General features: G+C 61.2%; 12 protein-coding genes. 5 read left to right on the top strand and 7 right to left on the bottom strand.

Annotated features, from left to right (window positions below; translation table 11 throughout):
• Window positions 1-142: 142 nt before the first annotated feature.
• The 5 genes from A4A58_RS08915 to A4A58_RS08890 form a co-directional block, all read right to left on the bottom strand.
• Window positions 143-979: an SDR family NAD(P)-dependent oxidoreductase gene (locus A4A58_RS08915; protein WP_068731110.1), complete on the bottom strand. Its 837-nt coding sequence runs from the start codon at window positions 977-979 to the stop codon at window positions 143-145.
• Entirely contained in the window at window positions 979-1,428 is a 450-nt protein-coding gene (locus tag A4A58_RS08910; protein ID WP_068731109.1) for a nuclear transport factor 2 family protein, read from the bottom strand. Before A4A58_RS08910 ends, A4A58_RS08915 begins: the two co-directional genes overlap by 1 nt.
• 235 nt (window positions 1,429-1,663) lie before the next feature.
• Window positions 1,664-2,050, bottom strand: a complete 387-nt coding sequence (locus A4A58_RS08905; protein ID WP_068731108.1) for a hypothetical protein — start codon at window positions 2,048-2,050, stop codon at window positions 1,664-1,666.
• Between the two features lie 48 nt (window positions 2,051-2,098).
• A complete protein-coding gene (locus A4A58_RS31095; protein WP_192855897.1) occupies window positions 2,099-2,260 on the bottom strand; it encodes a hypothetical protein in 162 nt (53 codons plus the stop codon).
• 601 nt (window positions 2,261-2,861) lie between these two features.
• Window positions 2,862-3,377 carry a CreA family protein gene (locus A4A58_RS08890; RefSeq protein ID WP_086937008.1) on the bottom strand — a complete coding sequence of 172 codons (516 nt, stop codon included), beginning with the start codon at window positions 3,375-3,377 and terminating at the stop codon, window positions 2,862-2,864.
• Window positions 3,378-3,606: 229 nt separating this feature from the next.
• Here A4A58_RS08890 and A4A58_RS08885 point away from each other — a divergent pair, with 229 nt between their 5' ends.
• The 4 genes from A4A58_RS08885 (at window position 3,607) to A4A58_RS08870 (ending at window position 7,562) form a co-directional block, all read left to right on the top strand.
• Window positions 3,607-5,214, top strand: coding sequence for a L,D-transpeptidase family protein (locus A4A58_RS08885; RefSeq protein ID WP_349509572.1), 1,608 nt, complete (start codon window positions 3,607-3,609; stop codon window positions 5,212-5,214).
• A gap of 97 nt (window positions 5,215-5,311) precedes the next feature.
• Window positions 5,312-5,887 (top strand): glutathione peroxidase, encoded by a 576-nt coding sequence (locus A4A58_RS08880; protein WP_068731104.1) that lies wholly within the window; start codon window positions 5,312-5,314, stop codon window positions 5,885-5,887.
• 150 nt (window positions 5,888-6,037) lie between these two features.
• On the top strand, window positions 6,038-6,982 hold the full coding sequence (locus A4A58_RS08875; RefSeq protein WP_068731103.1) for a polysaccharide deacetylase family protein: 945 nt from the start codon (window positions 6,038-6,040) through the stop codon (window positions 6,980-6,982).
• Between the two features lie 22 nt (window positions 6,983-7,004).
• Window positions 7,005-7,562 (top strand): dihydrofolate reductase family protein, encoded by a 558-nt coding sequence (locus tag A4A58_RS08870; RefSeq protein WP_068731102.1) that lies wholly within the window; start codon window positions 7,005-7,007, stop codon window positions 7,560-7,562.
• Window positions 7,563-7,569: 7 nt separating this feature from the next.
• Here A4A58_RS08870 and A4A58_RS08865 read toward each other — a convergent pair whose 3' ends face one another.
• The gene (locus A4A58_RS08865) at window positions 7,570-8,025 is read right to left on the bottom strand and encodes a DoxX family protein (protein WP_068731101.1); all 456 of its coding nucleotides are present in this window, start codon (window positions 8,023-8,025) and stop codon (window positions 7,570-7,572) included.
• Window positions 8,026-8,222: 197 nt separating this feature from the next.
• Window positions 8,223-10,532: an NADP-dependent malic enzyme gene (locus A4A58_RS08860; protein ID WP_068731100.1), complete on the bottom strand. Its 2,310-nt coding sequence runs from the start codon at window positions 10,530-10,532 to the stop codon at window positions 8,223-8,225.
• 333 nt (window positions 10,533-10,865) lie between these two features.
• Between A4A58_RS08860 and A4A58_RS08855 the strand changes: the two genes are divergently transcribed.
• On the top strand, window positions 10,866-12,848 hold the full coding sequence (locus A4A58_RS08855; RefSeq protein ID WP_068731099.1) for a hypothetical protein: 1,983 nt from the start codon (window positions 10,866-10,868) through the stop codon (window positions 12,846-12,848).
• The last annotated feature ends 45 nt before the right edge of the window (window positions 12,849-12,893 follow it).

Genomic DNA, 12,893 nt, shown 5'->3' with positions numbered 1-12,893 from the left:
GCTTCTGTCGTCTCAAGCACTTCCGGCGCTTCGCCACACGCTATGACCGACGAACTTCTCACTTCGCCGGCTTTATCCACCTCGCTGCAGCGATGATCTGGAGCCAATGAATGTCGATCCGTCCTAGTCCAAGACATGCTCATCAATGCCGCAGCGGCTCGCTTGGCGGCACCGGTGAACCGGTCTGGCCCACACTCGCACCGCCATCGATCGCCAGCGTGATCCCTGTGATCCAGCGCGCCTCTTCGCTGGCAAGAAACAGAACACCATACCCGATATCCCAGCCGGTACCTTCGGTACCCAGCAGTGTGCCTGCTGCGCGCGCCTTGCGCATCTCATCGCTCATGCCACGCGACGCCACCATCGGCGTATAGACCGTGCCGGGAGCGATGCAGTTAACGCGAATGCCAGCGCGACCGTGATGTGCCGCCATTGCTCTGGTGAGGCCGATCACCGCCGATTTCGACGTTGGATACAACAAGCTCGGATGGCCACCACGCAGGCCGGCGATCGATGCCAAATTGACGATCGAGCCGCCACCGGATTTCATCATTTCCGGAATGGCATATTTCGCCATCAGCATCATCGAGGCGACGTTAATGCGCATGGCGCTGTCCCAGGCGAGGTCATCGACCTCGATGGCATCGCCGCGCGGCCCGGTGAGGCCCACATTGTTGACGAGGATGTCCAGCCGGCCGAAGCCTTCGACAGTGCGTTCGACGATCGCCTCACATGATGCGCGATCGCTGACATCGCCGTCATAGATCTGCGCGACCCCGCCCTCCGCGGCAATCAATCGCGCTGTTTCCTCGGCAGCGTTTGCGTCGGTGTCGACCAGAGCAACACGCGCCCCATGCCGCGCCAACAACACCGCTGCGGCACGTCCGTTGCCGACGCCATCACCGCGAGAACCCGCACCGGTGATGATGGCGACCTTGCCCTTCAATCGGTCGTCACGATGAGGCCGAGCCATATCCATCAGAACATGCCATTGGTGTTGGCGGATTTTTCCGGGATCGGCTGAACGGCGTCCCAATGTTCGACGATCTTGCCGTTCTCGAGCTTGAAGATGTCGATGATCGCGTTGCCGCGCGTGCCCTTTTCGCGCACAGCATGGACATGCAGGATCACATAGTCGCCGTCGGCGAAGACCTGCTTAATCTCGCTATGCGAGTCCGGGAATTTCTCCCGCAGGAAACCGATAAAGCCCTTGAAGCCCTCGATGCCGTCAGCCGCATTGGGATTGTGCTGAACGTAACGCGGACCGAAATATTTGGATGCCGCCTCAAAGTCCTTCTGGTTGAGACCCTTGTCGTAGAATTCGACGACAACTTTCTTGTTAGCTTCCTGGTTGCTGGTGTCTGCGGCCAACGCTGCACCGGTCAGAAATATTGATACACAGGCAAGGCCGATCGAAACAAATCGCATAAAATCCCTCGGTTTCCGCCGAACTAACAGTAGCGAATCTCGCCGGCCCAACGGTCAGCGAAACCAAACGCTATCATCGGCCGTGACAGGATGACGAGAGGGAAAGACAGAAATCCGCTATCATTTCGGCGCGACGGTGCAGCGCAAAACTATCACTCGGATATCAGATGCTTTTGTATCAAAGATCTGAATTTGAAGGGCTTGGATGTGAAAGATTTGGATATGGCTTCCGGTACTAATCCAGCGGCGCCGGATCATACATGCATTGCAGGGTCGGCTTGGCGATCTGCGTGAAGGTCGCGCTGATCATCGACTGCTTCGATGCCGGGATCCAGTCCTTCTCGATGGTAGGCACGCCGCGCTCGCTGATACCGCGCAGCAGCGCCTCCCGCAGATCGGCGTCTTCCACCGCTGCTACGGCATGGTCATGCAGGCAGCCGCACACCTCTTCCGGATGCGCCCAGCGCCCGACCATATGCGGCGAGCATAAACGAACGAATTCCCCACGCTGGTCCGGCAACTTCCGCCACGACCAGATCTGCGCCTGCGCCCCACTTCCCGTAATGGAACCTGCAAGGGTGACAGCGACAACAATGGCGGTCAGAACACGTGGTCGGGTCATTTCAAAACTTTTCTTGTTGTTTCTCAGGTTGTCTGCACGCGATCGAAATCAGCGTGCGTAGGCGACAACCATCGGCGCATCAGCGCTGATCACGGGCGCCCCGGTAAAGGCGAAGGTGCCGATACCCGGCAGGTTACCATCAGCGGAACCTGCCATCGAAGGGCCGGCCAGGATGAAGGCGAAAGCGAGGATGAAGCTGATGGTGCGCATCTGACGTCTCCAGTTCGGCAGCGCCGCCCGCCGCGTGGTTGGCGAATGGATAACGAACCGGCGTTTCGGCACGTCTGCGGCCCAAGAGGAAAATGGTTTCGTCCCCCGTCGAATTGTTTCGTGGCGCCCATGCCGACGACACAATCCGGGCGGCAAATCTGCGAACGCCTTGGAAAGGATGTCTAGAAAGTTCGTCCGGCTGTCGCACGCCTTTAACAAAACTGAACCGAAACGCGGCTAAAGCGACTTCAGGAGAGCGTATGCAACCTTTTCAGGCGACTGCGCGTTTCTGTTCACCTCGAAGAGAAGGAATGCAGTCGTGGGAACCGGCAACAACGACGTTGGCAAGGATACCCCGATCAGCGCACCCGGACGGCCACTGATCTCAACGGTACGCCCGCCCTCCAAATGCCAAGGCGCCATGTCGCAGCAAGGCTACGGCTCGCACGGCAACGAGTGCTATCCGCAGAAGCTGGTCCAGCTCGTGGGCTATCGCGACCCACAGCCCCAGGAGTCCTGGGACCGCTTGCGCACAAAGCGCGTCATCACCCACTCCGCTAAATAGCGAAGCACGGCTAGGTTCTAGCGGCCGATAGCTCGCTTATTTGATGAAGTCGCCGCATTTCTGCACGGCGGCGTCTGCCTGCCCCCAAGGCATGATCGGAACTGATGACGTCGAGTTCTTCGGCGAACCCTCGATGATCCGGTCCGAATAGACCATATAGACCAGCACGTTTCGCTTGGCGTCGCAGCCGCGGACGATCTGCATCTTTTTGAAGAAGAGTGACCGGCGCTGCCGGAACATGTCCTCACCCTGATCGCTCTTGTCCTTGAACTTGATGGGGCCGATTTGCCGGCAGGCCAGCGAGATGTCCGAGACCTCCTCGGCCAGACCCAGCCAGCCCTTGAAGCCGCCCTTTTCAGGCACCGTGAAGTGACAGGCCACACCCTCGACCTCGGGGTCGTCCACGCCGTAGGTCGCCAGCTTGTCGTTCGGGCTGAGCCATTTGAACACGGTGGAGCGCCGGAAGATCAGATCCGGTTCATCCGCAGCCTGCGCCGGAGTAGCCGCCAACACCGCGAGCGCCGAAAGCGCCAGAACGCCGCGCCGCAGCATTTTGGTCAGCGCGCCAGATCCATTAAACGTCATGCAACTCTCCGTGACCGATCCGGAATATGTAGGCATTCCAAACGGATTCGGAAGCCAGGATGCCCCTCTGTTAATTCAATGTGAGGCTTTTTTGCTAGGCTGATCCCGACTCAGCGGTAGCCAGCTCACCCATGCTGGTGAACCCATCTCGCGCCTGCGAGACTAATGTTTTCAGATGGATTCGAGGATACTGGACGTGGGTGCATTTCAATTGTCGCGTGAACCGGGAGACAAAAGCCGTTTTCTGAGCAGCACGATTTTTTCCGGCAGCCTCCTGCGGATCGCGCTGGTTGCCATGGCCGGCATGACCGTGGCGGCGCCTGCCGATGCGGCGGTGTTCTGGACCGACGAAAACCCGATGATCATGCGGGAGATCGAACCGCCGGCGCCGCAACCGCAGCAGCGCCAGAAGAAGCTGAAGCGCCTTGGCGCCAAACTCGAAAAGCAGGTCAAGGAACACGCCAAGCCGGTCGGCCCGCTGGTGATCGCCATCTCGATTGAGCGGCAAACGCTGCGGGTATTCGACGCCAACGGCCTGTTCGCGGAAACACCGATCTCGACCGGCATGCGCGGCCATTCGACGCCCATGGGTGTGTTCAGCATCATCCAGAAGAATAAGTGGCACCGCTCCAACATCTATAGCGGCGCGCCGATGCCCTACATGCAGCGCATCACCTGGTCGGGCATCGCTCTGCATGCCGGCGCGTTACCGGGCTATCCGGCCTCCCATGGCTGCATCCGCATGCCGATGGCCTTTGCGACCAGGATCTGGGGCTGGACCCGCATGGGCGCCCGCGTCATCATCGCGCCCGGCGAAATCTCCCCGGCGGAAATCTCGCATCCTCTGCTCGCCACTCAGAAGGCCGCGCCGGGTCCAGTCGCGGCAGCGGCGTCTCAAGACGTCCAGGCGTCGCCCAAGGCTGATAAGGCGTCGGCAGATGCGAAGCCCGAAGACATCGGTCTGAGGCCATCCGCCGCCGACCGCGCCAAGACTCAGGACAAGACCCAGACCGCCGATGCCAGCAATGCGATGGCAAAACCGGCGCCTGCGACTGTGATGTCGGACGCCACACCTGCAAGGGTCGAAACCGCCGTTAAGGCCGCAGAGCCCGAGATCATGACACGCCGCGATCTCGACGCCGCCATTGCCAAAGTCGTCGAACTGCCAACGACCGAGGTTAAATCGGCTGAGACCGTCGCGGAAACGCCAGCCAAGCTTGAGCCCGCCAAGACGGAAGCCCCGAAGGCAGAAATCGCAAAAGCTAACGTCAAGAAGGACGAAACGCGCCCTGCGGATGCAGCGAAGGCCGAGATGCCCGCGGCCTCCCCGGCGCCCGCTGCCGATGCGACGCCAAAGCGGTCCGGCCAGATTGCCGTGCTGGTCAGCGGCAAGGACAGCAAGCTCTATGTGCGGCAGAATTTCGCGCCGCTGTTCGAGACGCCGATCGCCATCAAGCCCAGCGATCGCCCGCTCGGCACTCACATCTTTACCGCCCGCACCGACAAGGATGATGCCAAGGCATTTCACTGGACCGCAGTCTCGCTGCCTGCCGTCCCGCGTCGCGCCGACGAGGACGACAATGTTTCGCGTCGCCGCAAATCCACTGGTGCGGTTGAGGTGAAAACCCGGCCGCTGCCGAACAGCGCCGCCGAAGCGCTCGACCGCCTGACGATCCCTGCGGACGCCATGGCACAGATTACCGAAGCGCTCGCGAGTGGCGGCTCCATCGTGGTGTCCGATCAGGGCATTGCCGCCGGCGGCGAGACCGGCCAGGGCACCGAATTCGTGGTGCCGCTGCGCTAGCCTCGTTCACTCCGGCCCTGTAACAGCTTGTTGAGTGCGTCATCTCGGAGATGACGCTACTCTGCTCGCGAAACAGGCTGGGCTACGACGAATGGCGATGATCAATCGCAGGCAGATACTGACAACGGTATTGGGCGCGGCAAGTGCTGTGGCGGTCGCGCGTCACGCATCGGCGCAAGGCGCCGTGAGCCGCATGACTGCCTATGGCTTCGCGTTTCCCGGCCTCAAGGGCGGCGACATCAAGCTCTCCGATTACACCGGCCGGCCGATCATGGTGGTCAACACCGCCTCGCAATGCGGCTTCACCCCGCAATATGCCGGCCTTCAGACGTTGTGGACCGAATTCCGCGAGCGCGGCTTGATGATTATCGGCGTGCCCTCCAATGACTTCGGCGGACAGGAGCCGGGCAGCGCCAAGGAGATCGCCGACATTGCGGAGGGACATTTCGGCATTGGCTTCCCGATGGCAGCCAAGACCGTCGTGAAGGGACCGAACGCACACCCGTTCTACAAATGGGCGGCAGAGGCACGGCCGCGCGACCTGCCGCGGTGGAACTTCCACAAATATCTGGTCGGGCGCGACGGCTACCTCACCGACTCCTTTGCCTCCGAATTCGAACCGACCGATACACGCATCAAGACCGCCGTCGGACGCGCCCTGACCGCGGCTTGAGCGGCTCAATATCGATCCAGGCGCTTACTGGGGATAAGGGGCGTTGCCATAGCGGTACCGCCTGAAATCGCGCTAGAATTGCGGTCACGACCATCTGGATCAGCCCGGCCACCTCGCTGACGACGCTGGTCGCAGGTCAAGGGGGACGTGATGCGCAGTGCGGCAGGTCTGATTTTTGCGAGCGCTATTTCATTGTGGGCAGCAGGCGCACAGGCGCAGGCGCCCAAAGCCGGTGTTGCAGCCCCCGCCCCCGCGGCAACGCCCGCGCCGCCACCGGCGCCCGCGGCTGCACCTGCCCCCGCCAAATCGACCTGCGCCAATCCTGATGCGCTCGGCGTTAGCCGTGTGGTCGAGATCGACACCACAGGTGGTCCGGGCTTCGGCTTCGAACATTTCAAGCAGCTCGACTTCCTGCGTGACAAGGAAGTGGTACTGACCTTCGACGATGGTCCGTGGCAGACCACAACGCCGACCGTGTTGAAGACGCTGGCCGACGAATGCGTCAAGGCAGTGTTCTTCCCGATCGGCAAGCACGCTACCTATTATCCGGAAGTGCTGAAGCAGGTCGCTGCGGCCGGCCATACCATCGGCGGACACACCTGGGCTCATATCGCGCTGACCAACAAGAAACTGACCCAGCAGCAGCGTATCGATGAAATCGAGAAAGGCTTCAGCGCCGTGAAGTGGGCACTCGGCTCGGCCCCCGCACCGTTCTTCCGCGCTCCGGCGCTCCAGCACCCGCCGGAAATCGTCACCTATCTCGGCACGCGCAACATGGCGATCTTCTCCTGTGACATCGACTCGTTCGACTTCAAGACGCGCAAGTCCGAACAGGTCATCACCAATGTGATGACCAAGCTCGACAAGCTCGGTAAGGGTATCATCCTGATGCACGACTTCCAGAAGCACACCGCCGAAGCGCTGCCGACCCTGCTGCGCAAGCTCAAGGCCGGTGGCTACAAGGTCGTGCATATGCGTGCCAAGGCGCCAGTGCAGACCATCGCGTCCTATGATGAAGCCATCGTCAAGGACGCAAAGCTGCCGACGGTCAGCAGCCGTCCCGTGAACAGCGTCGTCCAGACGATCTCGGAATAATGAGGACTCGTCGACGCCCCTGATGCCCGCATTTCGTTTCAACGGCTACGTCATCGTCTCGGCGGACGGCATGCTCGCCGACGCCAGTGGCGTGATGCCCGATACCCTCAAATTTCCCGGCGACCTCGCCTTTTTCACCGCAGGTCTCGACCGCGCCGACCTGATCGTGCACGGCAGGCATTCGTTCGAGGATCAGCCGAACTCACCGAAGCGCAAGCGCATCATCGTCAGCCGCAGCATCGCTGCCGTAGGCCCCGATCCCGAAAACAACAAAGCCACGCTGTGGAATCCGGCCGGTGCATCTTTCGAAGACGCTTGCGCGCATGCGGGCGTTCATGCCGGCACCGTCGCCGTCATCGGCGGCCCCAGCGTATTCGAGATGTTCTTTGATCGCATCGACGTGTTTTGGCTGTCGCAGGCGCCGCATGTCCGCCTGCCCGGCGGCGAGGGATGCTTCCCCGGCGTCCCCGAACGATCACCGCAGGACATTCTCTCCAGTCACGGCCTGCAAGCGAGCGAGGTCCAGATCCTCGACGCCGCGCATGAAGTCACAGTAACGGCCTGGCGGCGGGTGTCCTGAACGACAACTACACTTCGTTGTAGCCGCCCGGCAGCCGCGCGCTGCGGCCGATACCGGCGATCATGAAGAGGCCGCCGATCAGCGATAGGTTCTTCAGCGCGTGGATCATCTGGTTCTTGGCCTCAGGGCCTGTCAGGTTCCAGAAGTCGTGGAAGTAGAAAGTCGCGGCCATCACGAACAGCACCAGCACCAGGGCGAAGAAGCGCGCACCCAGATTCAGCGCGACGAGAATACCGCCGACCAGTTCCAGTGTTGCAACGGCGATTGCGAGAATCTGCTTCAATTCCATGCCCGCCAGCCCTTCGAGCTGCGTCGCATAGGGCGTCACGACTGCGGGGATCGTCGGGATAACCTTGCTCGCGATTGCATCCGCAGTTGCGCTGAGGTCGAGAAACTTGGATGCGCCGGACGCAATGAAGATCACGGCAAAGAGAATGCGCCCGAAAGTAATAAACGCTGGCATTGGTCGGCCTCGCTGGACTGCAATGAATACTCGTCGAAATACGTGACGAGTATGATCATTCCATCACATTTTTCAAACGAACAAATGGATGACCTCGTTGGCGTCATCCATTTGTCGCGATGCTTCTCAGATTGGCGAACTATCCAAAAGCGCAATAGCCGGGCAGCATCCAGCCAGCGCGAGGCTGACTGAACGCGCTAGCCGAATAGGCTCGCCTGCGGACGCCCAGCCCGCTCCTGCGCCTCGACAGCGGCCACCGCCGTCATGTTGAGGATACCACGCGCTGTCACCCCCGGCGTCAGGATATGCGCCGGACGCGCCGGGCCGATCAGGATCGGGCCGACCGGGAGCGCATCCGCCAGCGTCTTGATCATCTGATAAGCGACATTGGCGGCATCGAGCGTCGGCATGATGAGGACATTCGCCGAGCCCTCGAGTTTCGAATGCGGCAGCACGATCTTGCGTGCCGCTTCCGATAGCGCGGTGTCGCCCTGCATTTCGCCATCGGACTCGATTTCCGGATGCTTCTCACGCAGCAATGCTGCGGCGCGGCGCATCTTGCGCGAAGAGTCCGTATCGTAGCTGCCAAAGTCAGAATGCGACACGAAAGCGATCTTCGGCTTCATGGCGAAGCGCTGCACGTGGTTGGCAGCGAGCGCCGCGATTTCCGCGAGTTCTTCCGCGCTCGGATTCGGACGCACCTGCGTATCAGCGATGAAGTGCGCACCCTTGCTGGTGATCATCAGCGACAGCGCTGCAAAATCGCTGACGCCCGGCAGGAAGCCGATGATCTCGCGCACATGGCGCAGATGGCTCATGTAGCGGCCTTCGACGCCGCAGATCATTGCATCCGCCTCGCCGCGGATCACGGCGAGCGCGGCGATCACCGTCGCATTGGTGCGGACGACCGTGCGCGCCGCATCCGGCGTCACGCCGCGACGGCCGGCCACGTCGATATAGGACTGCACGTAAGAGCGATAACGCGGATCGTCCTCGGGATTGATCAGGTCGAAATCCTGGCCGGCCTGGATCGCCAGACCAAACCGCTTGATGCGGGCTTCGACGACCGACGGACGGCCAACGAGGATCGGACGCGCCAGCTTCTCTTCCAGCACCACCTGCACGGCGCGCAGCACGCGCTCGTCTTCGCCTTCGGCATAGATCACGCGCACCGGCTGGGTCTTTGCCTTCGCGAAGACCGGCTTCATCACCAGACCGGAGCGGAATGCGAAACGCTCGAGACCTGCGGTGTATTCCTCGAAATTGGCGATCGGGCGCGAGGCCACGCCGGATTCCATCGCCGCCTTGGCGACGGCCGGCGCGATGCGCAGGATCAGGCGTGGATCGAACGGGCTCGGGATCAGCGACCCCGGACCGAAGCCCTGGGTCTCGTTGTCGAAGCCGGCGGTCACGGCATCCGACGGCGGGTCTTGCGCAAGCTGCGCGATGGCATCGACGGCAGCGATCTTCATTGCCTCATTGATCGCCGTCGCCCCGCAATCGAGTGCACCGCGGAAGATAAACGGGAAACAAAGGACGTTATTGACCTGGTTCGGAAAGTCCGACCGGCCGGTGCAGATCATCGCGTCCGGGCGTGCCTTGCGCGCTTCGTCCGGCATGATCTCCGGCGTCGGATTGGCCAGCGCCATCACCAGCGGCTTGTCGGCCATCGCCTTGACCATCTCGGGCTTCAGCACGCCCGGAGCGGAGACGCCCAAGAAAATATCGGCGCCGGCGATGACATCGCCCAGCACGCGCGCATCGGTCTTCTGCGCATAGACCGCCTTCCAGCGATCCATCAGGGTGTTGCGGCCCTCATGCACGACACCGTCGATATCGCAGACCCAGATGTTCTTCTTCTGCGCGCCCAGCGACACCAGAAGATTGAGACAGGCGATCGCCGCAGCGCCAGCACCCGAGCAGACGATCTTGACGTTCTTGATGTTCTTGCCGTTGAGCAGCAGCGCATTCTTGATCGCGGCGCCGACGATGATGGCGGTGCCATGCTGATCGTCGTGAAACACCGGGATCTTCATCCGCTCTTTAAGCTGCGCCTCGATCTCGAAACATTCCGGACCCTTGATGTCCTCGAGGTTGATGCCACCGAAGGTCGGCTCCAGTGCCGAGACAACCTCGACCACGCGCTCGATGGTGTCGGCGGCGATCTCGATGTCGAACACGTCGATGCCAGCGAATTTCTTGAAGAGGACCGCTTTGCCTTCCATCACCGGCTTCGAGGCCAGCGGGCCGATATTGCCGAGACCGAGCACAGCCGTGCCGTTGGAGACGACAGCCACAAGATTGGCACGCGAGGTCAGCGATGCTGCCTCATTGGGGTCGGCAGCGATCGCGAGGCATGGCGCCGCCACGCCCGGCGAATAGGCCAGCGCCAGATCGCGCTGGTTGGCGAGCGGCTTGGTAGCCTGGATTTCGAGTTTACCCGGCCTGGGAAGGCGGTGATAGGCAAGCGCCGCGCGCGAAAGATCGTCGGAGGATGAAGAAGACATGCGTGCTCCGGGCGGGGCCGAACGGAAGGGACTGATGAAGGGATAGTTCGGCGAATTCTGCGTGATGTCTATCGTGCCAGACGGCCCCGACGCAACCGCCCCAATTCGCATGTCTGTGACCCCTTCCCTCCCCGGTCAAGCCTTTCCCGTCCTTAACCGACTGACGCGAGCAAGCGCTTCAAGAGGCAACCGCCCCTTGCCCGGCCGGGGTGGAGCAAGGTACCTTGGTGCCACCACACGCAAATGTGTCTGATGATGTTTTGGCGCTGAAATTCGATCGTTGGCGGAAGTCAGGCATTTGCTCGTCGCATCGGCCGCCAGCGGAGAAATCAGGTGTTAAAAATCCTTATCGGCCTCGCAGCCGCCGCCGCGATCGTGCTCGGCTGCTATTTCGGTGCCGAAGCCTATTTCCAGCACCGGATCGTCGGCGAAATCGAAGCAAATTTTGCGCAGATTCGTGCCGGGGGCGGACAGGCCAAACGCGGCGACCTTGCCTTCAGCCTTTGGCACCGCACCGTCACCATTTCGGACGTCGCTGTGGAGTTCACGGCGCCTCGCCCCGCCAGCATCAAGATCGGCCGCTTCAGCGCAAAGGGGCTTGGGCTGCAGGGCGGTGCGGATTTCACAGCCGACACGATCGATATGACCAATGTCGATGCCAGCGGTCCGCTGGCGGTCCCCGATGGAGTCACCGCAAGCTTTAAGCTCCCAACGTTGCAGATCTCGGATTTCAGGGGGCCGACGCAGCTGCAGAGCCAGTTGAAGTCGTCATCATCGCTCGACATGTACCGCTTCGCGCTCGAACAACTCGCGACAATCAAGGCCCGCTCGGTGAAAGCGTCGAGCCTTGTCAACACCACGAGCGGGAACGTCGCCGATGCTAATTCCGAAACGGAATATTCCGACGTAGTGCTGCACGACATCCGTAACGGCCAGATCGCGTCGATCAGCACCGGACGTCTCAGGATGACGGTGACCGTCACCCAGAAGGGCAAGACGGAGCGAATGACGGTCGAATTCGCCAACTTTGAGATGCAGGATTTTGACGCTACTGCAACTGCGGCAATTCTCGATCCGGCCCGAGCCAACGATGCGCAGTTCTACCGTGTGCAGGGCCCCGCAAAAGCAGGCCCCTCGACCATCCAGACAGACCGCGGGCCCCTCTTTCGCATCGAGGCCATGAAGGTCGGCGAGATCAAAATCCAACCGTCGAAATTCAAGATCCAGGATATCCTTGCCTTCAAACCGTCTCCGGTCGCCGCGCCCGATGTCAACAAGATCCGCGGCATGATCGACAGTGTGGCCAGCCTGTACGAAGGCATGCAGATCGCAGATACCGAGATAACCGGCCTCTCGCTCGACGTCCCGCAAAACGGGCTGAAGCTCGCAGCCATGCGTTTCAACCTCGACCGCGGCAAGATTGGCACGTTCGCCCTCGAGGGATTGGATGGCAAATCGCCGGACGGGCCCGTCCAGATCGGGCGTTTTGCGTTGAAGGGATTCGATGTCTCCGGACTGATGCGCCAGCTGTCTCAGCTGGTCACGTCGACGAAGTCAGCTTCGCCGGAGGCCGCATTGGGCCTGCTGTCGGCACTCGAAGGTATCGAGATCAGGCATATGGTGGCGCCGCACAAGAAGAGCGGCAAACTGATCAATATAGAGAATGCCACTCTGAACTGGGGGCAGTTCGTCGGACCCGTCCCGAGCAATACCCGTTTCTCGCTCAAGATGACCGGACCGATCGACAGCAAGGACGGCGAGCCTTTCACCGTGCTGCGTGACGTCGGCATCGACTACGCCACCGTCACCGCGGACCTTGGCCAGACCTGGAGCGAGAGCGAACGGAAGCTGATACTTGATCCCGTCACCTTCGAAATCGACGGATTGTTCGCCGTTACGGCGAAAGCATCGGTAGGCAATGTCAATCGCGGCCTGTTTACGACCAATTCGCAGCAAGCGCTGCTGATGGCGACCCAAATGGAAATCGGCCCAATCGAGATTGTCGTCCGCGATCTCGGCGCTGTCGATCTCGCCGTCGCACAATATGCGCGCCGGCAGCAGATCGACAAGGACACCGCGCGGCGCGTCATTTTGGAGCGCATCATGAAACTTGATGCGGCGGTGCCGATAGCAAATCCCACTACCGATGCACTGACGAATGCCGCCATGAACTTCCTCGAAAAGCCGCTGCGCACGCTAACGCTAAAGATCGCGCCGCGCGCCAAACTGCCGGTGATGCAGCTCATGCAGCTGATGAAGACCGACCCGTCGGTCGCCTTTGCGCTGTTCCAGATCGACGTGCAGATCAGCCCGTAGGAAAGACGTTGCAGCCTTGTCACCTCTCCCCGGCCGGGAGAGGTG

The organism is Tardiphaga robiniae (assembly GCF_001618955.1).
In the GTDB taxonomy this organism is placed as follows: domain Bacteria; phylum Pseudomonadota; class Alphaproteobacteria; order Rhizobiales; family Xanthobacteraceae; genus Tardiphaga; species Tardiphaga robiniae_A.
Note: the sequence above shows the minus strand (reverse complement) of the source record. Positions and strands in the feature narration are given on the sequence as shown.

Excerpts from the sequence above, each read along its gene's own strand:
- A4A58_RS08915 (WP_068731110.1), bottom strand. The coding sequence starts at position 979 with ATGGATATGGCTCGGCCTCATCGTGACGACCGATTGAAGGGCAAGGTC.
- A4A58_RS08910 (WP_068731109.1), bottom strand. The coding sequence starts at position 1,428 with ATGCGATTTGTTTCGATCGGCCTTGCCTGTGTATCAATATTTCTGACC.
- A4A58_RS08905 (WP_068731108.1), bottom strand. The coding sequence starts at position 2,050 with ATGACCCGACCACGTGTTCTGACCGCCATTGTTGTCGCTGTCACCCTT.
- A4A58_RS31095 (WP_192855897.1), bottom strand. The coding sequence starts at position 2,260 with ATGCGCACCATCAGCTTCATCCTCGCTTTCGCCTTCATCCTGGCCGGC.
- A4A58_RS08890 (WP_086937008.1), bottom strand. The coding sequence starts at position 3,377 with ATGCTGCGGCGCGGCGTTCTGGCGCTTTCGGCGCTCGCGGTGTTGGCG.
- A4A58_RS08880 (WP_068731104.1), top strand. The coding sequence starts at position 5,312 with ATGATCAATCGCAGGCAGATACTGACAACGGTATTGGGCGCGGCAAGT.
- A4A58_RS08875 (WP_068731103.1), top strand. The coding sequence starts at position 6,038 with ATGCGCAGTGCGGCAGGTCTGATTTTTGCGAGCGCTATTTCATTGTGG.
- A4A58_RS08870 (WP_068731102.1), top strand. The coding sequence starts at position 7,005 with ATGCCCGCATTTCGTTTCAACGGCTACGTCATCGTCTCGGCGGACGGC.
- A4A58_RS08865 (WP_068731101.1), bottom strand. The coding sequence starts at position 8,025 with ATGCCAGCGTTTATTACTTTCGGGCGCATTCTCTTTGCCGTGATCTTC.
- A4A58_RS08860 (WP_068731100.1), bottom strand. The coding sequence starts at position 10,532 with ATGTCTTCTTCATCCTCCGACGATCTTTCGCGCGCGGCGCTTGCCTAT.